Origin of the sequence: Pseudoalteromonas sp. MQS005 (assembly GCF_001661605.1) — a bacterium.
Lineage (GTDB): Bacteria > Pseudomonadota > Gammaproteobacteria > Enterobacterales > Alteromonadaceae > Pseudoalteromonas > Pseudoalteromonas tetraodonis.
Genome location: NZ_LYRQ01000026.1, coordinates 20721 through 41732 on the forward strand (window position 1 = coordinate 20721; position 21012 = coordinate 41732).

The 21012-nt window shown below is 41.5% G+C and carries 20 protein-coding genes; 14 read left to right on the forward strand and 6 right to left on the reverse strand.

Annotation, left to right across the window (positions count from 1 at the left end; all coding sequences use genetic code 11):
• Window positions 1–6: 6 nt before the first annotated feature.
• The 10 genes from nqrE (at window position 7) to cyoE (ending at window position 9236) form a co-directional block, all read left to right on the forward strand.
• Window positions 7–615 carry an NADH:ubiquinone reductase (Na(+)-transporting) subunit E gene (gene nqrE, locus A9479_RS10565; RefSeq protein WP_006791490.1) on the forward strand — a complete coding sequence of 203 codons (609 nt, stop codon included), beginning with the start codon at window positions 7–9 and terminating at the stop codon, window positions 613–615.
• Window positions 616–632: 17 nt separating this feature from the next.
• Window positions 633–1856, forward strand: a complete 1224-nt coding sequence (nqrF, locus tag A9479_RS10570; protein ID WP_013464349.1) for an NADH:ubiquinone reductase (Na(+)-transporting) subunit F — start codon at window positions 633–635, stop codon at window positions 1854–1856.
• Window positions 1857–1996: 140 nt separating this feature from the next.
• Window positions 1997–3022 carry an FAD:protein FMN transferase gene (locus A9479_RS10575; RefSeq protein ID WP_064663392.1) on the forward strand — a complete coding sequence of 342 codons (1026 nt, stop codon included), beginning with the start codon at window positions 1997–1999 and terminating at the stop codon, window positions 3020–3022.
• Between the two features lie 97 nt (window positions 3023–3119).
• Window positions 3120–3332, forward strand: a complete 213-nt coding sequence (gene nqrM, locus A9479_RS10580) for a (Na+)-NQR maturation NqrM (RefSeq protein WP_010391098.1) — start codon at window positions 3120–3122, stop codon at window positions 3330–3332.
• A 324-nt stretch (window positions 3333–3656) separates the two neighbouring features.
• A complete protein-coding gene (locus A9479_RS10585) occupies window positions 3657–4085 on the forward strand; it encodes a hypothetical protein (protein WP_064663410.1) in 429 nt (142 codons plus the stop codon).
• Between the two features lie 327 nt (window positions 4086–4412).
• A complete protein-coding gene (gene cyoA, locus A9479_RS10590; RefSeq protein ID WP_058154301.1) occupies window positions 4413–5366 on the forward strand; it encodes a ubiquinol oxidase subunit II in 954 nt (317 codons plus the stop codon).
• A 2-nt stretch (window positions 5367–5368) separates the two neighbouring features.
• A complete protein-coding gene (gene cyoB, locus A9479_RS10595) occupies window positions 5369–7357 on the forward strand; it encodes a cytochrome o ubiquinol oxidase subunit I (RefSeq protein ID WP_024601893.1) in 1989 nt (662 codons plus the stop codon).
• Window positions 7354–7986 (forward strand): cytochrome o ubiquinol oxidase subunit III, encoded by a 633-nt coding sequence (cyoC, locus tag A9479_RS10600; protein WP_008111916.1) that lies wholly within the window; start codon window positions 7354–7356, stop codon window positions 7984–7986. Before cyoB ends, cyoC begins: the two co-directional genes overlap by 4 nt.
• Complete coding sequence (gene cyoD / locus A9479_RS10605) at window positions 7986–8342, forward strand: cytochrome o ubiquinol oxidase subunit IV (protein ID WP_013464355.1); 357 nt, start codon at window positions 7986–7988, stop codon at window positions 8340–8342. The genes cyoC and cyoD overlap by 1 nt, the downstream gene beginning before the upstream one ends.
• Window positions 8343–8351: 9 nt before the next feature.
• On the forward strand, window positions 8352–9236 hold the full coding sequence (gene cyoE, locus A9479_RS10610) for a heme o synthase (protein ID WP_008111919.1): 885 nt from the start codon (window positions 8352–8354) through the stop codon (window positions 9234–9236).
• A gap of 79 nt (window positions 9237–9315) precedes the next feature.
• Here the strand turns inward: cyoE and A9479_RS10615 are convergent, their stop codons facing one another.
• Both A9479_RS10615 and A9479_RS10620 read right to left on the reverse strand, forming a co-directional pair.
• The gene (locus tag A9479_RS10615) at window positions 9316–9903 is read right to left on the reverse strand and encodes an FMN-binding negative transcriptional regulator (protein ID WP_064663393.1); all 588 of its coding nucleotides are present in this window, start codon (window positions 9901–9903) and stop codon (window positions 9316–9318) included.
• Window positions 9903–10478: a GNAT family N-acetyltransferase gene (locus tag A9479_RS10620; RefSeq protein WP_028835477.1), complete on the reverse strand. Its 576-nt coding sequence runs from the start codon at window positions 10476–10478 to the stop codon at window positions 9903–9905. The genes A9479_RS10615 and A9479_RS10620 overlap by 1 nt, the downstream gene beginning before the upstream one ends.
• A 105-nt stretch (window positions 10479–10583) precedes the next feature.
• On the opposite strand from A9479_RS10620, the gene A9479_RS10625 reads away from it, so the two are divergent.
• Window positions 10584–12047 carry a PLP-dependent aminotransferase family protein gene (locus A9479_RS10625; protein WP_064663411.1) on the forward strand — a complete coding sequence of 488 codons (1464 nt, stop codon included), beginning with the start codon at window positions 10584–10586 and terminating at the stop codon, window positions 12045–12047.
• A gap of 3 nt (window positions 12048–12050) precedes the next feature.
• Here A9479_RS10625 and A9479_RS10630 read toward each other — a convergent pair whose 3' ends face one another.
• The 4 genes from A9479_RS10630 to ettA form a co-directional block, all read right to left on the reverse strand.
• Window positions 12051–12728 carry a hypothetical protein gene (locus A9479_RS10630; protein ID WP_064663394.1) on the reverse strand — a complete coding sequence of 226 codons (678 nt, stop codon included), beginning with the start codon at window positions 12726–12728 and terminating at the stop codon, window positions 12051–12053.
• Window positions 12729–12784: 56 nt separating this feature from the next.
• Window positions 12785–13693 carry a histone deacetylase gene (locus A9479_RS10635; protein ID WP_064663395.1) on the reverse strand — a complete coding sequence of 303 codons (909 nt, stop codon included), beginning with the start codon at window positions 13691–13693 and terminating at the stop codon, window positions 12785–12787.
• 57 nt (window positions 13694–13750) lie between these two features.
• The gene (locus A9479_RS10640; protein ID WP_013464365.1) at window positions 13751–14113 is read right to left on the reverse strand and encodes a PilZ domain-containing protein; all 363 of its coding nucleotides are present in this window, start codon (window positions 14111–14113) and stop codon (window positions 13751–13753) included.
• 137 nt (window positions 14114–14250) lie between these two features.
• The gene (gene ettA, locus A9479_RS10645) at window positions 14251–15924 is read right to left on the reverse strand and encodes an energy-dependent translational throttle protein EttA (protein ID WP_064663396.1); all 1674 of its coding nucleotides are present in this window, start codon (window positions 15922–15924) and stop codon (window positions 14251–14253) included.
• 224 nt (window positions 15925–16148) lie between these two features.
• Between ettA and metA the strand changes: the two genes are divergently transcribed.
• The 3 genes from metA to metH are packed head-to-tail and all read left to right on the forward strand — an operon-like array spanning window position 16149 to window position 20797.
• The gene (gene metA / locus A9479_RS10650) at window positions 16149–17096 is read left to right on the forward strand and encodes a homoserine O-succinyltransferase (protein WP_013464367.1); all 948 of its coding nucleotides are present in this window, start codon (window positions 16149–16151) and stop codon (window positions 17094–17096) included.
• Window positions 17086–18156, forward strand: coding sequence for a homocysteine S-methyltransferase family protein (locus A9479_RS10655; protein ID WP_064663397.1), 1071 nt, complete (start codon window positions 17086–17088; stop codon window positions 18154–18156). The genes metA and A9479_RS10655 overlap by 11 nt, the downstream gene beginning before the upstream one ends.
• Window positions 18157–18166: 10 nt before the next feature.
• Window positions 18167–20797, forward strand: coding sequence for a methionine synthase (gene metH, locus A9479_RS10660; RefSeq protein ID WP_064663398.1), 2631 nt, complete (start codon window positions 18167–18169; stop codon window positions 20795–20797).
• Window positions 20798–21012: the final 215 nt, after the last annotated feature.

Sequence of the window (21012 nt, forward strand, 5' to 3'; positions counted from 1 at the left end):
CGATAAGTGGAACATTATATTAGTTTATTTGTAAAAGCCGTTTTTATTGAAAACTTAGCGTTAGCATTCTTCCTAGGTATGTGTACTTTCTTAGCCGTGTCTAAAAAAGTAACTACATCAATTGGCCTAGGGGTAGCGGTTATTGTTGTATTAGGTATTTCAGTACCGGTTAATAACTTGGTTTACCATGCGGTATTAGCACCAGGTTCACTTGAGTGGCTTGGTTACCCAGAAGCGGATCTTAGCTTTTTACGTTTCTTAACTTTCATTGGTGTTATTGCTGCACTGGTGCAAATTCTTGAAATGGCATTAGATAAGTTCTTCCCACCGCTGTACAACGCATTAGGTATTTTCCTACCACTAATCACAGTTAATTGTGCAATTTTTGGTGCGGTAGCCTTCATGGTTGAGCGTAACTATAACTTCGGCGAGTCTGTTGTTTATGGTATTGGCGCTGGTGTTGGTTGGGCGCTTGCAATTACATTACTTGCAGGTATCCGTGAGAAAATGAAGTATTCAGACGTACCAGATGGTTTACGTGGTCTAGGTATTACCTTTATCACTGTTGGCTTGATGGGTCTTGGCTTTATGTCATTCTCTGGTATTTCACTGTAATAATAGCGAGGTCAATCATGGATATTTTCTTAGGCGTTGGTGTTTTTATCGCTATCGTTGTAATACTAGTTTTAATCATCATTGGTGCTAAATCTAAGCTAGTTGCAAGCGGTGACATCATCATCGGTATTAATGGCGATCCAGACAAAGCCATTAAAACATCAGCAGGTAGTAAGCTATTAGGTGCACTATCTGAGTCAGGTATTTTCGTATCTTCTGCATGTGGTGGCGGTGGCTCTTGTGGTCAGTGTCGCGTTCACATTAAAGAAGGTGGCGGTGATATTCTGCCAACTGAACTTGACCACATCTCTAAAGGTGAAGCACGTGAAGGTTGTCGTTTAGCGTGTCAGGTTAATGTTAAAAATGACATGGAAATTGAACTTGAAGAGTCAATTTTCGGTGTTAAAAAATGGGATTGTGAAGTTATCTCTAACGATAACAAAGCAACGTTCATCAAAGAACTTAAGCTACAAATTCCAGATGGCGAGTCAGTGCCGTTCCGTGCGGGTGGTTACATCCAAATCGAAGCGCCAGCTCACCATGTTAAATACGCTGATTTCGATATTCCTGAAGAGTATCGTGGCGATTGGAACCATTTTGGTTTCTTCGACCTGGAGTCAAAAGTAGACGAAGAAACAATTCGTGCTTACTCAATGGCTAACTACCCAGAAGAAGAAGGCATTATTATGCTTAACGTGCGTATCGCTACGCCGCCGCCAAGAAACCTAAGCCTACCATGTGGTAAAATGTCATCGTACATTTGGTCACTGAAAGAAGGTGATAAAGTAACTATTTCTGGTCCATTTGGTGAGTTCTTCGCTAAAGACACAGACGCTGAAATGGTATTCGTAGGTGGTGGTGCAGGTATGGCACCAATGCGTTCACATATCTTTGACCAACTTAAGCGTTTAAACTCTAAGCGTAAAATTAGTTTCTGGTATGGTGCGCGTTCTAAGCGTGAAATGTTTTATGTTGAAGATTTTGACGGCCTAGCTGAGCAAAACGATAACTTCGTTTGGCATACAGCGCTTTCAGATCCGCAACCAGAAGATAACTGGGAAGGCTACACTGGCTTTATCCACAACGTGTTATTTGAGAACTATCTTAAAGACCACGAAGCGCCTGAAGATTGTGAGTTCTACATGTGTGGTCCTCCAATGATGAATGCGGCAGTTATCTCTATGCTTAAAGATTTAGGTGTAGAAGAAGAAAACATCTTATTAGATGATTTCGGTGGCTAATACCCAAACTAAATAAATTTAGTTAAAATACCAGCCTCATAGCACTAAGTGTTATGAGGCTTTTTTATATCAACTGACTGAGTTTGGCTTTACCGCTGATTTTAGTTGATACTCTATTTAACCTTTATAAGTAGGCTATTATGAATCGATTAAGCACAGTTAAAGGCGTGGTAGCCTTATTTTTAATCATATCCACGTTACTTATCACCGGTTGTGGCAATTCACAACACAACGAAGAAGCTTACCTTGAAGGTAAAACGATGGGGACAACTTACCACATCAAGTTTTACGCTGATCAAGTGGATCCTCAAGCAGTTCAAGCAGAAATAGATGCGGTTTTAGTTGATATTAACCAGTCTATGTCGACCTATATTGAAGATTCAGAAATAAACACCTTTAACCGTTTAGGTGCTAATCAAGTAATGCCGATTAGTGATGACTTTAGAGCGGTTATTGCAGAATCTATACGAATTGGTGATTCAACTAAAACACTCGATGTGACTATGGGACCGCTAATCGATTTATGGGGATTTGGTCCTGATAAAAAACCAACAAAGCGCCCAACGGATGAAGCACTTGCAAATATGGTCAGTAACATTGGTATAGATAAGCTAGTCCTTAATGAGCAAGGGTTAGCTAAAACAGTTGCTGATTTAGAGCTGTCGTTTTCGGCTACCGCAAAAGGCTATGGTATTGATAAAGTTGCTGAGCTATTACAAAGTAAAGGCATTACAGATTACATGGTTGAAATTGGTGGAGAACTGCGTATTGCTGGTACAAAACCAGACAATCAAGCATGGCGAATAGCAATCGAACAACCTGATGCAAATCCGGGCGAGCGCAAAGTACACCGCGTATTAACACCGGGTAATAATGGCATTGCCACCTCAGGCGATTATAGAATTTTTTATACTATGGATGGTGAAACCTATACGCACCTTATTGATCCGATGACAGGCATGCCAATTAAGCACGATTTAGTCTCTGTTACTGTTTTACACCCAAGTGCAATGACGGCGGACGGTTTAGCGACTGCTTTAACGGTAATGGGTATGGAAAAGGCACAACGTTATGCGCAGCAGCATGATTTACCTGTGTATTTAATTGCGAAATCGGCACAGGGGTTAGTCACCTATTCAAGCCCTGCGTTTAAGCCTTATTTATAGTCTTTAGGTTTATATCCTTATCATGAGGGTATATAATGCAATAAGCTCAGATATGATGTTTGGGCTCATTTTATTGCTGAACAATAGGGGCTAAGCAATGTCACTTTTTTTTCTAACCTTTGGCTTACTTATTTTAATTGTCGCTGCAATGGCGATAGGCATGATAGTACAAAGAAAATCGATGGCGAGTAGCTGCGGAGGCCTAGGCTCTGTAGGTATTGACAAAGCATGTGATTGCGATGATCCATGTGATAAACGCAAAAAGCGTCTAGCCAAAGAGCAAGTATGGAAAGAAAACCAAATTCTTTAAATAGGGTATCCCTGTTTAAACAAAAAACCTCTCGTAGCTCACTACGGGAGGTTTTTTATTTATATCGGCATAAATAAATCACCAGCCGATAAAATAATCGTGTTTTTATCTTGAACAGAAAATTCTCTTTGTTATACTCATGCCCGAACTTTCAGTAAGTTTTGAAAGTTCTATTGATGCGGATCAAAACTAGCTTGGCAAAATAGTGCTAATGCGTTGAGACTGTATTTCATGTCACTGTATAAGGCTTTACGGCTGCAACCTTTTTTGTTGCCACGGTGTACTCCGAATTTTGTTATTAGTCATTTTAATAGGTTAATGTTTTTGAACTCACTTTCTTTGTTTCATACCAGCGCTTTGCTTACCTTAGGTAAGTCAGTGTTGCATGAGCGCTTTAAAAAAGCGAAAAAGGGCGTGAGTGTGGCTGTAACATTATTAGTTTTTAATGTCGTTATGTTGCTTAGTGGCGCTATTGAGGATGCCTTTAGGCTTGAAGCATTGGTCAGTGATGGCTTTTTTATAGAGCCATTATTACTGACAATTGCCGAATTTTTAGCTCATCCCATCTTATCGTGTCAGTTACTTATTGGCCTTTGTTGGCTATTGTTCCACATGTTTCCAGCGCGTCGTGCTGGAATAATCCTCCGTAAAGCAGCCTTTGCTTTTAGCGAGGCTAAAGTTCAGCAACCAGTGCAAGCTGCGCATGGTTGTCGTGCTCCACCTAGCTATACAGGTTGTCTGTTTACCCATTAATTTTATGGGTATAGGTTACACCTGTGGTATCTAATTATTTATTCTTGCTGTAAATAACGATTACTTTCATTGTAGCTTAGTGTTTTTTACACACTCTCAGCCAACCACACCTCACCCAAGTTAATTTTTATTGCGTTATATTAATGTGTTTAAAAAGCTGGGTTGGTTCTGCTAGGTGTTTACTATTAAGCCAGTGGTCAATACTTCATGCTTGCATTCGCTCTGCATTATTGTAATTCAATCTTAATTAACTTGGGTTTTTATCAAATATCGTTGCTAAATATTTTTGGCAGCTAATAAAAACTCTTTAGGTTTTAGGATAGTCCCTTGTTAATTCGTAACCTTTTTAATATTGCTTTAGCTAGTATGGCGCTGATTTTATCAGGCTGTAATGGCGGGGTACTCGACCCAAAAGGGCAGATAGGTATTGATGAGAAAAATCTGATCATCATCGCCACTGTGCTTATGTTGTTAGTTGTGATCCCCGTTATTGTGATGACTTTATATTTTGCTTGGAAATACAGAGACACACAAAACCATGAAATTTACGCACCAAAATGGGCTCACTCTAATAAGATTGAGGCTGTTGTATGGGCGGTTCCTATTGTTATTGTTGTTATTTTAGGTGTGATCACCTGGCAGTCAACGCAAGAGCTTGACCCCTATAAACCGATAGAAGGTAAAGGTGAACATCTTACTGTTGAAGTGGTGTCACTTAATTGGAAATGGTTATTTATTTACCCTGAACAAGGTATTGCCACGGTGAATGAATTGGTATTTCCAGCCAATGTTCCGGTTGAATACAAAATCACGTCAGAAAGCACCATGAACTCGTTTTTCATCCCTCAGTTAGGTAGTCAAATCTACTCAATGGCGGGCATGGAAACTAAGCTGCATTTAATTGCTAATGAGCCAGGCACGTTTAAAGGCTTTTCGGCTAATTACAGTGGCGCGGGTTTTACTGGTATGAAATTTAATGCCATCGCAACGCCAACAAAAGCTGACTTCAACCAGTGGGTTGAACAGGTAAAAACTAACGCTAATAATCTTACTCATGCCAATTATGTTGAGCTTGCAAAAGCAAGTGAGAACAACCCAGTTGCTTATTATGGCAAGGTTGATGGCGGTTTATTTCATACCATAGTGATGAAATACATGCAGGCGCATGGCGATATGAATAAAAAACATCATGCTATGGGTAAACATCAGCAGATGAGTAATGAGCATCAAGCAATGGGTAATCATTCAATGCCATCATCACACAGCCAGGGCGAGGAATAATCATGTCGTTTTTAGGTAAATTATCTATAGATGCAATTCCGTTTCATGAACCTATTATCATGGTTACCATGGCGGTGATTGCTGTTGTCGGGCTTATTATAGCTGGGCTAATAACAAAATATAAAAAATGGGGTGTGCTTTGGCGTGACTGGATCACCTCGGTTGATCATAAGCGCTTAGGCGTTATGTACATTTTATTAGCACTAATCATGCTGTTTCGTGGTTTTTCTGATGCCATTATGATGCGTGCGCAGTTAGCGCTTGCTACCAGTGGCGCGCCAGGCTATCTGCCGCCAGAGCATTACGACCAAATATTCACCGCTCATGGCGTTATTATGATCATCTTTATGGCGATGCCATTTATGATTGGTTTAATGAATATTGTTGTACCACTGCAAATTGGTGCCCGTGATGTGGCTTTTCCATTTTTAAATAATTTAAGTTTTTGGTTTACTGCCAGTGGCGCCATTTTAATAAATTTATCACTTATATTTGGTGAATTTGCTAAAACAGGCTGGGTTGCTTACCCACCGTTGTCGGAGTTGACCTTTAGCCCTGGGGTGGGGGTCGATTATTATATTTGGGCCTTGCAAATATCGGGGCTCGGTACGCTATTAACCGCTGTTAACTTCCTAGTGACAGTATTTAAAATGCGTGCCCCTGGTATGACTCTGATGAAAATGCCAATTTTCACATGGGCATGTACGTGGGCAAATATCTTAATTGCGGCATCATTTCCAATTTTAACCGCAGTGCTTGCCATGCTAACGCTAGACCGTTATTTAGATTTCCACTTCTTCACTAATGAAGCCGGCGGAAACGCCATGATGTATATCAACCTGTTTTGGGCATGGGGTCACCCAGAGGTATACATTTTAGTATTACCAGCTTTTGGTATCTTCTCTGAAATAGTGTCGACCTTCACTGGTAAACGTTTATTTGGTTATAAATCGATGGTGTATGCAAGCGGTGCCATTTCTATTCTTGGCTTTATTGTGTGGTTACACCACTTCTTTACTATGGGTTCAAGTGCCAATGTAAATGCCTTCTTTGGGGTAATGACCATGGTCATAGCTGTGCCTACTGGGGTTAAGTTATTTAGTTGGTTGTTTACTATTTACCGTGGTCGCTTGCGCATTACTGTGCCCGTACTGTGGACGCTTGGTTTTATGGTTACCTTCAGTATTGGTGGTATGACGGGGGTATTACTAGCAATCCCTGGTGCCGATTATGTATTGCATAACAGCTTATTTTTAATCGCTCATTTTCATAACACCATTATTGGTGGCGCAGTCTTTGGTTACTTAGCTGGTTTTGTTTTTTGGTTCCCCAAAGCAATGGGCTTTAAGCTTGATGAGCGTTGGGGTAAAGCATCATTTTGGTGTTGGTTAATCGGTTTCTTCGTAGCCTTTATGCCATTGTACGTACTCGGCTTTTTAGGCATGACTCGTCGCTTAAATCACTCTAATAATCCTGATTGGAATATCTGGCTTTATATTGCTGCAGTGGGCGCCGTGATTATTATGTTCGGTATTATTTGCCAAGTTATTCAGCTTTATGTGAGCTTTAAAAACCGCGAAGCGCTTGATGATACCACCGGCGATCCTTGGAACGGTCACACCCTTGAATGGTCAACGTCATCACCACCACAATATTATAACTTTGCTGAAATCCCGCATGTTGATGATATTGATACATGGACTGACATGAAAGAAAAAGGCCTAGCTTATCAAGGTAAATCTAGCTATAGCCCAATTCATATGCCAAAAAATACCGCATCGGGTGTGCTTATTGCTGCGAGTTTAACGGCGTTTTGTTTTGCCATGATCTGGCATATTTGGTGGCTAGCAGGGCTTGGTTTTATTGGCGCGATTGCGCTGTTTATTAACCGTGCTTACACCAGTGATGTAGATTACTACGTGCAAAACGATGAAATATTACAAATAGAAGGCGCGCATATTGCCAGTAATACGAAGGAGGTAAGCGCATGAGTACGTTATCTGCAACTCAAGGCCATGTAAATTTAGAGCCTCATAGCGTAAGTCATACGCATGAACATCACGATACCTCTGGCGATACAATCTTTGGCTTTTGGCTTTATTTAATGACCGATTGCCTTTTATTTGCCTCATTTTTTGCAACCTACGCAGTGCTTTATATGAACACCGCAGGTGGTGTATCGGGCAAAGATATTTTTGAGCTTGATTTTGTTGCCGTAGAAACTGCGGCGCTACTTATTAGTAGTATCACTTTTGGTTTTGCCATGATTGCCGCTCAAGGGCAAAAAAAGGCGCTGACGCTTGGTTGGCTCGCGGTCACTTTTTGTTTAGGCGCGGTGTTTATTGGCATGGAAATTTATGAGTTCCATCATTTAATTGTTCATGGCAATGGCCCACAGCAAAGTGCTTTTTTAACATCGTTTTTCTCATTAGTGGGTTTGCATGGTTTACATGTAACTGCAGGCCTTATCTGGATGAGCATAATGATGATAGAAGTGATCAAGCGCGGTTTAGGTAAACAAACCGTCACGCGCCTAAGTTGCTTAAGCTTATTTTGGCACTTTTTAGATATTGTGTGGATTTGTGTATTTACCGTTGTTTATTTAATGGGAGCAATGTAATGAGTCATAGTGAAACGCATGCTTTAGCGCAAATGCAAAGCCAACATCATGATCAGTCACACGGCAGTGTTAAAACCTATCTTATTGGTTTTGTCTTGTCAGTGATTTTAACGGCCATTCCATTTTGGATGGTGATGGAGGGCGATTTTTCAAAAGTCACCACGCTTTGGAGTATCGTTACTTTTGCAATCGTGCAAATTTGGGTGCATTTAAAATACTTTTTACACCTTAATTTCACCACCGATGAAGGCAAAGCGAATACCTTTACCTTCTTGTTTAGCGCGTTGATCATCGTCATGGTGGTTGGACTGTCTGTTTGGATCATTTATGAATCAAACGCAATGATGATGTATTAGAGGTTTCAGATGTTTCGTCGTTATTTAGCTGTTACTAAGCCAGGTATTATTATGGGGAATTTGATCAGCGTTGCCGGTGGTTTTTTACTTGCCGCCCGCGGTGATATAGACCCATGGTTAATGTTGGTTACCTTGGTTGGTTTATCGCTTGTTGTTGCATCGGGATGTGCCATAAACAATGTTATTGATAGAGACATTGATGTTGCTATGGCACGTACTCGCTCACGTGTAACTGTAACGGGCGAAATGTCTGCAAAAGCCGCTTTAAGCCATGGCGTGTTATTAGGGCTAATTGGCTTTGGCTTATTAATCGCCTTTACCACTCAAGCGGCGGTATTTTTTGCCGCCTTTGGCTATGTCATTTATGTAGGGGTGTACAGCCTCTACATGAAACGCAACTCTGTTTACGGTACCTTTATTGGTAGTCTGTCGGGCGCAGTTCCACCTGTTGTTGGCTATTGCGCCGTTACGGGTGTGTTCGATATGGGTGCATTAATACTGTTGGTGATGTTTAGTTTGTGGCAAATGCCGCACTCATATGCGATTGCTATTTTTCGCTTTAAGGATTACCAAGCCGCTAATATTCCAGTATTGCCCGTGGCGCAAGGTGTTAACAAAGCTAAGCGCCATATTGTGCTTTATATTGCAGTATATGCTTTAGTCGTGATGCTATTGCCAATTAGTGGTTATACCGGTGCTGCCTTTATGGCAGTTGCCTGTATCACCAGTTTTTGGTGGTTACTCATGGCACTTAGAGGGTATCGCTACAACATAGACACCACCCGTTGGGCACGCCAAGTGTTTGCGTTTTCAATTATTAATATTACCGCTTTGAGTATTGCCATGGCGGTAGATTATCAAACAATTGCGCCACAGTTAGTGGCGCTAAACTGATCTTATCTGATCAATGAACCGAGTTAATTCCCAAAGTTAACCAAAGGCTCTGAGCATTGCGAGGAGCCTTTTTTCGTCCTTAAAACAAGGCTGCTATTGAGTGCTTATTAGCATCTACCAGACTTTGTTTTATTTTATCTCTTATAGTGGCTGATTTATTTTGACTGAGTTTGAAGTTACCTTGCCAGTGAATTGGCGTAAGCTCTATAAAACTCAGGTGTTGGTACATTGTATTGCGATGCTGCTCAGGCACTTCATCAATTTTCCACTCAGGCTCAAATGTTTTCTCAAAATGACTAGTGAGGGTTCGCATTACGAGATCCTTTTTTAGCTCATCTTTAATAATATGTACTTTTGCAGTCACTAACACCGATGCGTAAAGCCAGCTAGGCAATGTTTGATTATCCGCATAGGAGGGTGATAAATAGCAATTGTCACTATTAAAGAGTAAATTCACCTGTTTATTATCAAGCTTTGATAGTGGATTATACTTTGCTACATGTGCAATAAACATATTTTCTAAAGAGTTGAATAACATAGGTACATGACAAATGTTATTTAATTGACTATTTGAGCAGGGCATAAAAATTGTTGCTAATGGAAAGTTATTAATAAGCGCATGCAATTGCTCGGTATTTTTTTGCATAAAGTGCTCGGGTGGGTACATTATAATAGCTCCTCAAGTCGTAACTTTATAGCTGGCCATTGTTCGTCAATAATGCTGAATTTTGCGGTGTTGCGATATGAACCATCTTCTAGGCGTCGGTCTTTTTGGGCGATTCCTTCAAACTTAGCGCCTAAACGGGCAATTGCATTGCGTGATTGTTGATTGTGCTCATGGGTATTAAAGCTAATCCGTACTAAATTAAGCTGATTAAATGCATATCTCAGAAGTAAATATTTTGCATGCGTATTTACGTATGTCCGCTGTGCAGTGAAGCTAATAAAGGTATGGCCAATTTCAGCGCTTAAGTTGTCACTGTCTAACCTAAATAAACGGGTTGTGCCAACAACTTGCTGTGAATGTTTATCAATAATGGCAAATACCACTTGCTCGTTTTGATTAAACTGCGCGCTATTTGTAAACCATTGCTCCAACTTAACTTGAGTTTGTGCGTAATTACTTAATACCCACTGCCAAATTTGTGGATGTTTACCTGCTTGATATAGACCCTCGAGATGTTTGAGTTTAAGTGGCTCTAAGGCAACCTTGTTGGTTTGATGAATTTGCGTTGTGAACATTATAAGCCCCATATTTTGCTATTTATTCATAACAAATGTACGCTTTATTGGTTTATTAAAAACAACCAGAATTTAATTTTTACCTATACCAGTTTAGAAGGTGTTATGCAGCCACTTAATATAAAGCTCACTAGCCAGAGTAGAGCTAAATACCTGCAAATTGCAGATGCACTTAGGGAGTCGATTATAAAAGGGGATATTCTCGCTGGTAGCAAACTCAGCTCTGCACGCGATATGGCACAAGCATACGGATTAAACCGCCATACGATAATGAATGCTCTACAACTTCTTGTCGCAGAAGGGTGGTTGGAATCCTATGAACGATCAGGCTACAGCGTTACCAATACATTGCCTATTCAAAACAGTATAAACACAGTTCAGTCTCAAGAATTGACTCCTAAGCCGTATCGATTTGCTACCACGCTTACGGCACCAGAACCTACAATGGCTTTAAATCACTATGCTTATAACTTTGCTGGAGGCTTACCCGATTTAACACGTTTCCCCTATAAAGAATTTAAACGCTCCGTAAGTCATGTGTTTAATCATTTAGATACCAGCCAATTTCACTATGGTAATGTGGCTGGGGAGCCTAATTTAAAATCGCAAATTAGTCATTATTTACACAAAGCACGAAACCTAAAAACAGCCGACATCCTTATGTGTAATGGCTCTCAAGAAGCGCTTTTTTTAGTATCAAAAGCCTTTATTAATAAAGGCGATTATGTTGCAACCGAAACCTTAGGTTACCCGCCTGCTCGCAAAGCATTTTCAGCGTGTGGTGCACAGTTAGTTGATATAAAACAAGATGAATACGGTTTGTGCGTTGATGACTTAAAAGCCCAGCTCAAACGTGTAGCCATCAAGTTACTGTATTTAACGCCGCTGCATCAATACCCAACAACAGTGACGCTGTCACCAACCAGACGAATGCAAATTTATCAGTTATGTTATGAGTATGGGGTAATGATTATAGAGGATGATTATGATCACGAGTTCCATTATCGTTGTCAGCCTTTACAGCCTATGGCGGCTGACGATCCTGCCGGAATTATTATTTATTTGTCTACGTTTTCTAAAATTATGTTTTCCGCTGCGAGAATAGGTTACATCTGCGCAGATCCTAAAGTAATTGCACAGTTATTAGCATGGAAGCAGTTAATGAACCATAAAAATGATGTAGTTATGCAGTTAGCTGTTGCCCATTTTATGCAAGAAGGTGCGTTTGAGCGCCATTTAAAACGTATGACCAAACATTATAAACAGCGTTATCAAGCAATGGATAAAACATTAACGTTATTGCAATCACGAGGTTTGCCAATTGAGTATAAAAAACCTGATGGTGGTATGGCTATGTGGGTTAATTTAAATGAACCGGTGGACCAATTAAAGCAAGTACTGCAAAGTAAAGGTGTGTATATACAGGTTGAGCCTGAATTTTACTTTAAAGACTCAGAACGTAGCTTAATACCTAAGCAACATAGTTATGTACGTTTAGGATTTGCTGGGCAATCAACTTTGGCGATGCAAACTGGACTTGAATTGATTGCTGAACACGTTTTCAAATAAAGCTTATTTACTTAAGCTTTCAGCATCATAAAACATGGGTTTCAATGTGCCACAATTTATAAATTTATAATTGAGCTCACCAGCAGATGGCACTTCAGTTGAGGTGCGAAACTTTTGTAAACAGGCACCACTTAAATCAACAAACATTATATGATGATAGCTTGGTGGCTGAGTTATTTGGTGAATATAAATACGCTCGTTATTTTTTAGCGTAACCATATCGTACTGTTGCCATTTTGAGGCTGGGCTTAAATCAGTTAGCTCACGAGTAAATAACTGCTCGCTAAGCTCTATTAATTTATCACTGTAAACTAAGCTACCTCCTTGTCTAAAATCTCCAAGATACACATCTGCGGTAATCGCGACTTCTTCGCCTCGCATTAAGCGTTGAATATTAAACGGTTTGGGTTTTACTGTAACTAACTCAGCGTCACGGACTAAATCTAAAAATGGAATATCAGATACATCTACCTTGTACATAACATGCATATCATAAGGAAGCTCAAAGCTTGGAATGTTAATGGCGTATACACTTGAACCCTTATTAACTAATACCATGGCATGCTCTGCTTCATACTTGGGGTTTAATGGCGGAAGTTCTGGTGGCTCTTCAGTGTCTGCGTGGGCGCTTATTGGCACAATAAAACTAAAAAACAACAATATAAAAGTGAATAACCGCATAATAACCTCAATCTACTTATAAGCTTAAAGTGTAGCTTAGTTTATGTATTTTTTATTTAAAAACTGGCTGCTTGCTCAATAACAATGCCATGGCGCTTTGCTAGTCGCTGATGATCTCTGTCATAACCTCCGCCAATCACAGTGGCCACCGGGGTGTTATTTGCAAGACAACGCTTAAGCACTAAGTGGTCGCGCTTTTCTATTCCTTGCCAACTAATATCCAGTTTACCTAAGCCATCCTCTTGCCAAATATCAACGCCAGCATCATATAAAACCAGATCTGGGTTAAGCTCGTGTAATAAAAATTGCAGCGTATCGTCAACAATACCTAAGTATTCAGCGTCTTGCATATTATTAGCTAAACCAATATCTAAATCGCTAGGGGACTTTCTAAATGGGAAGTTTTTCTCACAGTGTATTGAACAGGTAAACGCATAAGGTTGATGAGCCAGAATGGCTGCCGTGCCATCACCTTGGTGAACATCTAAATCAAAAATCAGTACGTTAGTCACTTCACGGTTTTGAATTAACGTCTGTGCGGTAAAAGCTAAATCGTTCACCATACAAAAACCCGAGCCAAAATCACTGTGGGCATGGTGAGTGCCGCCCGCTAAATGGCACGCAAGACCACTTTTAAGCGCTAAACGCGCAGTTTGCAGTGTCCCTAATGGGGCGGTAAATGTGCGGTTCATTAGTGCTTGCGACCAGGGTAAGCCAATACGGCGCATGGCTTTTTCATCTAGGCGATTATGCCATAAATCGTGAATGTAGTTTTCACAGTGCACTATTTCTAACTCTTCAACACGACCATGTGGTGGCTCTATGATATTGCTGCCAGCAAGCCCAAGGGTTTTAACATGCTGGTATAGCTGCGCAAATTTACTCATTACAAAGCGGTGTTTGGGATCAAAACTAAACGAGTAATTAGGATGATAAACTAAAGGTAGATTGGGATTTAAACTCATATCTGCGTCGTTTAATTATTTTTGGTTATGGTAATCAACTTCACGCAGTGCGTCTATTTATGTTTGGTAAATAAGCGTTTCAAGCTCACGGTGTAATAATGTTTCATCAGCAAGGTTTAGTTCAACCAAGCGCTTTAAATGCGTAATGCTGTCTATATCAATGTTATGACATTTAAGACCAATATGGTTTTCTTCTATGTGACGAATAACCACCGGCATTTTTATTTCAATATCGCTTTGTGGCAAGGTAAAACGTAATATTGCTTCGTCATTTTTGTTGCCTGTAAAGGCATCGCTTTTAGTGATCAGTGCACCATGTAAAGAAATATCTAATAGGGTACATGCATACTGGGAGCTAGCCGTTTCCAATTGCGCTGCTGTAGAGAACATAATACGAGAAAATTGCCGACGGTTTTGCATAATAATCTTATAAAGTTGTTATTTATAATAAGCATAGCTGGTAATGCTCAACACGCCAATTTGCTCAAAGATAAAAATAGCTCGCATAAAAAAGCCCCGCATAAAATGCAGGGCTTTTAACTTATTCACTCTGGCTGTTAGCCAATTTTTTTGTACTTAATACGCTTAGGCTGTGCAGCTTCTGCGCCAAGGGTCTTTTTAAGCCACTCTTCGTACTCAGTGTAGTTACCATCAAAGAAGTTAATTTGGCCTTCGTCACGGTAATCTAAAATGTGTGTAGCAATACGGTCAAGGAACCAACGGTCATGCGAGATACACATGACACAACCAGGGAATTCTAAAATAGCATTCTCAAGGGCACGTAATGTTTCAACGTCCAAGTCATTGGTTGGCTCATCCAGTAGTACTACGTTGCCGCCTGCTTTTAACAGCTTAGCTAGGTGTAAACGGTTGCGCTCACCACCTGAAAGGTCTTTAACAAACTTTTGTTGATCGTTACCTTTAAAGTTAAAACGGCTAACATAAGCACGGCTTGGGAACTCAAAGTTACCAATTTTTAGTACATCTTGGCCATCAGAGATTTCTTGGAATACCGTTTTGCTTTCGTCCATGTTGCCACGGAACTGATCAACAGTTGCCAGTTCTACTGTTTCACCAATGCTGATATTACCGCTATCTGGCTGCTCTTCACCGCTTAGCATTTTGAATAGCGTTGATTTACCTGCACCATTGGCACCAATAATACCCACAATAGCGCCTTTAGGCATGCTAAAGCTTAAATCATCAATTAAAACACGGTCGCCAAAGCTTTTACGTAAGTTGTTTACTTCTAATACTTGGTCACCTAAACGTGGGCCAGGTGGAATAAACAATTCGTTGGTTTCGTTACGTTTTTGGTAATCAGACTGTTGTAGCTCGCTAAACTGTGCCATACGTGCTTTTGACTTAGCTTGACGACCTTTAGGGTTTGAACGCACCCACTCAAGTTCTTGTGCAATTGATTTTTGACGTGCTTTTTCAGATTTTTGCTCTTGCTGTAAGCGGGCATCTTTTTGCTCAAGCCAAGACGAGTAGTTACCTTCCCACGGAATACCTTCACCACGGTCAAGCTCTAAAATCCAGCCAGCAACATTATCAAGGAAGTAACGGTCATGCGTTACTGCCACAACGGTGCCTTCGTAGTCATGTAAGAAGCGCTCTAACCAGGCAACCGACTCAGCATCTAAGTGGTTAGTTGGCTCATCGAGAATAAGCATATCTGGTTTTTCGAGTAATAAACGACAAATAGCAACACGGCGGCGTTCACCACCCGATAGGTGCTCAATTTTAGCATCCCACTCAGGTAAACGCAGAGCATCGGCTGCACGCTCTAATACGTTATCGATATTATGACCATCGTGCGCTTGAATAACCGCTTCTAATTCACCTTGTTCTTTAGCCAGTGCGTCAAAGTCAGCGCCTTCCATTGCGTATTCGTTATACACTTCGTCAAGGCGGTTAAGGGCATGTTTTACTTCACCTACAGCTTCTTCAACAATTTCACGAACTGTTTTGCTTTCGTCCAAAACAGGCTCTTGCGGCAAGTAACCAATTTTAGTGCCTGGTTGAGGGCGAGCTTCACCTTCAAAATCTTCATCAACACCTGCCATAATGCGTAGTAATGATGATTTACCAGAACCATTTAGACCTAGCACACCAATTTTTGCGCCTGGGAAAAAATGCAACGAAATATCTTTTAAGATAGTGCGTTTTGGTGGCACAACCTTAGATACTCGACTCATCGAGAATATAAACTTATCAGGTAAAACCATGGAAGAAGCCTTCAATAATAATAAAAATTTCAATGCTGTATTGTAGTGGCTCACAGGTGAAACAGTCAACGAATGGGGCTGTTTTAAAGTACATATTCAATTTGTACAAACCGCGTGAATAAATTTCATTTAGACATCTATACATCTAGAGGTTGATATTTTTGGCATTCTGTTCATAATGAGAGCGTATTAACTCTCGGTTTTTATGAGCAGGAGCTTTAAGAATGCCAATTACAGTAGAAGATGAATTGCCAGCTATTGCACGTTTACGTCATGAAAACGTGTTTGTAATGCCAAAAACGCGTGCAAAAACCCAAGAAATACGCCCTATGCGTTTGGCTATTCTTAATCTTATGCCTAATAAAGTAGAAACCGAAGTACAGTTTATTCGCTTGTTGGCTAACTCTCCGCTGCAAGTAAATGTAGAGCTACTGCGCCTTGACACGCATCGTAGCAGTAGTAACTCAGAGCAACACTTAGATACCTTTTATCGTTACTTTTCAGAAGTGAAAAACAATAATTACGATGCACTATTAATTACCGGTGCGCCTTTGGCACATTTAGAGTATGAAGAAGTGGCGTATTGGGAAGAATTCAAAGTGATTATTGATTGGGCCGAGCAGCATGTAACCTCTACCTTGTTTTCGTGCTGGGCTGCCCACGCGGCTTTATATCACCGTTATAATTTAAAGCGCGATTTAAAAGACAATAAACTGTGTGGGGTGTTTACCCATCAATGCTACTTTGCCCATGGTGCACTTACCCGCGGCTTTGACGATACCTTTTTAGTGCCGCACTCACGCTATGGCCACATAGATATAAATAAAATAAACGCTTGTGAAGAGCTGGTGGTATTAGCGGGCTCTGAACGAGTCGGGGCGTATTTACTTAAAAATAAATCGGGCAGCCAAGTGTTTATTACCGGCCACCCAGAATACGATGCCGACAGTTTAAAAGCCGAATATGAGCGCGATTTACAAAAAAGTCCCGATGCGCCAAAGCCCGAAAACTATTTTCCTGATGACGATGCCAGCAAGCAACCGTCTAAAACATGGCAAAGTCACGCGTTTTTACTGTTTTCAAACTGGTTAAATTATTACGTTTACCAAACCACACCCTATGATATTAACTTAGTTAGCCAAGACGTAAGGACTAACAACTATGCCGAATAATTCTCAAAACAATAAGCATGAACAGCTGAGCGCTGCGCTCAAACAGCGCATTTTAATTTTAGATGGTGCAATGGGAACCATGATCCAAGCGCATAAGTTTGAAGAGCAAGACTACCGTGGTGAACGTTTTAAAGATTGGCATGTGCTTATTAAAGGCAACAACGATTTATTAAGCCTAACCAAGCCAGAAATAATAACTCAAATACACCGTAGCTTTTTAGCCGCTGGTGCCGATATTATCGAAACTAACACCTTTAACTCGACCACCATTTCGATGGAAGATTACGACATGGCGAATATAAGCCGTGAAGTCAATTTAGAGTCGGCTAAGTTAGCTCGCGCTGTATGTGATGAATTTAGCGCTAAAACCCCAGAAAAACCGCGCTATGTAGCAGGTGTTTTAGGGCCAACATCTAAAACCTGTTCGTTATCGCCGGATGTAAACGACCCCGGCTATCGTAATATCACCTTTGATAAGTTAGTGACTGCGTATGTTGAGTCAACCCTTGCGCTTATGGAGGGCGGTGTAGATATAATTTTAATCGAAACCATATTCGACACGCTTAATGCAAAAGCGGCATCGTTCGCGGTAGAAGAAGCGTTTGAACAAGCAGGGCGCACATTGCCAGTGATGATTTCAGGTACTATTACCGATGCCTCAGGCCGTACGCTTTCAGGGCAAACCACCGAAGCATTTTATAACTCTATTCGCCATATTAAGCCGCTTTCAATTGGCTTAAATTGCGCCCTTGGGCCAGATTTACTGCGCCAATACGTTGAAGAGCTATCGCGCGTGTGCGAAACCTTTGTCTCTGTTCACCCTAACGCCGGCTTACCCAATGAGTTTGGTGAATATGACTTAGAAGCAGACGATATGGCAAAAGAGATCATAGATTGGGGTAAATCGGGCTTTATTAATATTGTTGGCGGTTGCTGTGGCACTACGCCTGCGCACATTCGTGCCTTTGCCAAAGGGCTTGAAGGCACAGCACCACGAAAATTACCTGAGCTTGAAGTGCGTATGCGTTTATCAGGCCTAGAAGCCTGTAACTTAAATTAAGGAGCCGCCAATGACCCAACATATTGCAGTATTTACCAATGTCGGCGAGCGTACTAACGTAACTGGCTCGGCCATGTTTAAACGTTTGATCATGGAAGAAGACTACGAAACAGCCCTTAATGTAGCTCGCGAACAAGTAGAAAATGGCGCCCAAGTTATTGATATCAACATGGACGAAGCCATGCTGGACTCAAAAGCGGCCATGGTGAAGTTTTTAAACTTAATTGCCTCAGAGCCTGATATTTCTAAAGTACCTATTATGGTCGACTCCTCTAAATGGGAAGTAATAGAAGCCGGCTTAAAGTGTATTCAAGGCAAGGCTATTGTTAACTCAATATCCCTTAAAGAGGGTGAAGAGCCGTTTATTCGCCAAGCTAAAATTATAAAACGCTTTGGCGCCGCCGCTGTTGTGATGGCATTTGATACCGACGGCCAAGCCGATACTGCAGACCGTAAGTTTGAAATTTGTGAGCGCAGCTACCGTATTTTGGTTGATGAAATTGGCTTCCCGCCAGAAGATATTATATTCGACCCCAACATATTTGCCGTTGCCACCGGCATAGAAGAGCACGACAACTACGCCGTAGAATTTATTGAAGGCACCCGCCGTATTAAGCAAAACTTACCGCACTGTAAAGTGTCGGGTGGGGTATCAAACGTATCGTTCTCGTTTAGAGGTAATAACCCAGTACGTGAAGCGATTCACTCGGTGTTTTTATACCATGCTATAAAAGCGGGTATGGATATGGGCATAGTAAACGCAGGGCAACTTGCGGTTTACGACGACATCCCTGAAGAACTTCGTAAAGCTGTAGAAGATGTAATTCTTAACACCGACCCCGGCGCGGGCGAGCGCCTTGTTGAACTTGCGCCTAAATATTCAGGCATGGCACAAGCTGAGCGGGTAGAAGATTTAGAATGGCGCACTTGGCCGGTTGAAAAACGCCTAGAGCATGCCCTTGTAAAAGGCATTACCACCTTTATAGATGAAGACACAGAAGAGTGCCGTGCTAGCGCCGATAAACCTATTCACGTCATTGAAGGGCCACTTATGGATGGCATGAACGTGGTTGGGGATTTATTTGGTGCCGGTAAAATGTTTTTACCCCAAGTGGTTAAATCGGCTCGTGTGATGAAGCGAGCCGTAGCCTACCTTGACCCATTCATTGAAGCCGAAAAAGAGGAAGGCGCCACCAACGGTAAAATTGTTATGGCTACCGTAAAAGGTGACGTGCATGACATAGGTAAAAACATTGTTGGCGTAGTACTACAATGTAATAACTACGAAGTAATCGACCTTGGCGTAATGGTGCCAGCAGATAAAATACTGCAAACCGCGATTGACGAAAAAGCCGATATTATAGGCCTTTCGGGCTTAATTACCCCATCGCTTGATGAAATGGTACACGTTGCCAAAGAAATGAAACGCCGAGGCTTTGAGCTACCACTCATGATTGGTGGGGCAACCACCTCAAAAGCGCATACCGCAGTAAAAATAGAGCCGCAGTACGACAAAGGCGTGGTGTATGTAAATAACGCCAGCCGCGCGGTGGGTGTGGTGTCTAATTTACTTTCTAAAGATCACAAAGCAGAATTTTTAGCTAAAACTACCGCCGAGTACGACAAAGTACGCGAACAACAAGCACGCAAAAAGCCGCGCTCAAAACCAGTAACCATACAGCGCGCCCGCGATAATGCTGCAAAGCTCGATTGGGATAACTACACACCACCCGTGCCTAAAAAGTTGGGCGTGACTGAGTTTAAAAATGTATCAATCGCGACTTTACGTAAATACATAGACTGGACGCCGTACTTTATGACCTGGTCAATCGCCGGTAAATATCCGCGCATATTGACCGACCAAGTAGTGGGCGAACAAGCACAAAGCTTGTTTAAAGATGCCAACGATATGCTCGATGAGCTTGAAAAGTCAGGCACTTTGCAACCATTAGGTGTTATTGGTTTATTCCCAGCAAACCGTGTGGGCGATGATATAGAAATTTACACCGACGAAACGCGAAAAGAGCTATTAACTACCTCATGTCATTTACGCCAGCAAACCGAAAAAACCGACTTTGCTAACTACTGCCTAGCCGATTACATTGCGCCAAAAGGCACCCCCGATTACTTTGGTGCGTTTGCGGTAACAGGCGGTTTAGAAGAAGACGATCTCGCTAATGCGTTCGACGCACAGCAAGATGACTATAATAAAATAATGGTAAAAGCGGTTGCTGATAGGCTCGCCGAGGCCTTTGCTGAATACTTGCACGAACAAGTGCGTAAAGAGTATTGGGGATATGCACCCGATGAAAACCTGGGTAACGATGAGCTAATCCGCGAAAACTACCAAGGTATTCGCCCAGCACCGGGTTACCCAGCGTGCCCAGAGCACACCGAGAAAAAGAAAATTTGGCAACTACTCGATACCGAAAAGCGCATTGGTATGCAGCTCACCAGCTCGTACGCCATGTGGCCAGGTGCTGCGGTTTCGGGTTGGTACTTTTCACACCCACAAGCGAAATACTACGCCGTAGCGGCAGTACAACGTGACCAAGTGGAAGACTACGCCAAGCGAACCAATATGACGCTCGCAGAAGCCGAAAGGTGGTTATCGCCTAATTTGGGGTATGATCCTGATTAGAAGAGCAGTGGTAAAAAGTTGAAGCGGTCAGTTTTTAGCTGTCAGCTATCAGTAAAACAAAAACGAGCCAAGTTAGGCTCGTTTTTTATTTTAAGAACTAGGTTGTTTACAAAGAGTTTATTTAGTGGAATTATTAATCAATATATAAATTCCCGTTTTAGGGGGCACTAACTAAGATAATGGGTAATGTTAAGCAATTAGCTTTTTTAAAAGGA

Coding starts and splice junctions, on each gene's coding strand:
- nqrF (WP_013464349.1), top strand. CDS start 633: ATGGATATTTTCTTAGGCGTTGGTGTTTTTATCGCTATCGTTGTAATA.
- A9479_RS10575 (WP_064663392.1), top strand. CDS start 1,997: ATGAATCGATTAAGCACAGTTAAAGGCGTGGTAGCCTTATTTTTAATC.
- nqrM (WP_010391098.1), top strand. CDS start 3,120: ATGTCACTTTTTTTTCTAACCTTTGGCTTACTTATTTTAATTGTCGCT.
- cyoB (WP_024601893.1), top strand. CDS start 5,369: ATGTCGTTTTTAGGTAAATTATCTATAGATGCAATTCCGTTTCATGAA.
- cyoC (WP_008111916.1), top strand. CDS start 7,354: ATGAGTACGTTATCTGCAACTCAAGGCCATGTAAATTTAGAGCCTCAT.
- cyoD (WP_013464355.1), top strand. CDS start 7,986: ATGAGTCATAGTGAAACGCATGCTTTAGCGCAAATGCAAAGCCAACAT.
- cyoE (WP_008111919.1), top strand. CDS start 8,352: ATGTTTCGTCGTTATTTAGCTGTTACTAAGCCAGGTATTATTATGGGG.
- A9479_RS10615 (WP_064663393.1), bottom strand. CDS start 9,903: ATGTACCCACCCGAGCACTTTATGCAAAAAAATACCGAGCAATTGCAT.
- A9479_RS10620 (WP_028835477.1), bottom strand. CDS start 10,478: ATGTTCACAACGCAAATTCATCAAACCAACAAGGTTGCCTTAGAGCCA.
- A9479_RS10625 (WP_064663411.1), top strand. CDS start 10,584: ATGCAGCCACTTAATATAAAGCTCACTAGCCAGAGTAGAGCTAAATAC.
- A9479_RS10630 (WP_064663394.1), bottom strand. CDS start 12,728: ATGCGGTTATTCACTTTTATATTGTTGTTTTTTAGTTTTATTGTGCCA.
- A9479_RS10635 (WP_064663395.1), bottom strand. CDS start 13,693: ATGAGTTTAAATCCCAATCTACCTTTAGTTTATCATCCTAATTACTCG.
- A9479_RS10640 (WP_013464365.1), bottom strand. CDS start 14,113: ATGCAAAACCGTCGGCAATTTTCTCGTATTATGTTCTCTACAGCAGCG.
- ettA (WP_064663396.1), bottom strand. CDS start 15,924: ATGGTTTTACCTGATAAGTTTATATTCTCGATGAGTCGAGTATCTAAG.
- metA (WP_013464367.1), top strand. CDS start 16,149: ATGCCAATTACAGTAGAAGATGAATTGCCAGCTATTGCACGTTTACGT.
- A9479_RS10655 (WP_064663397.1), top strand. CDS start 17,086: ATGCCGAATAATTCTCAAAACAATAAGCATGAACAGCTGAGCGCTGCG.
- metH (WP_064663398.1), top strand. CDS start 18,167: ATGACCCAACATATTGCAGTATTTACCAATGTCGGCGAGCGTACTAAC.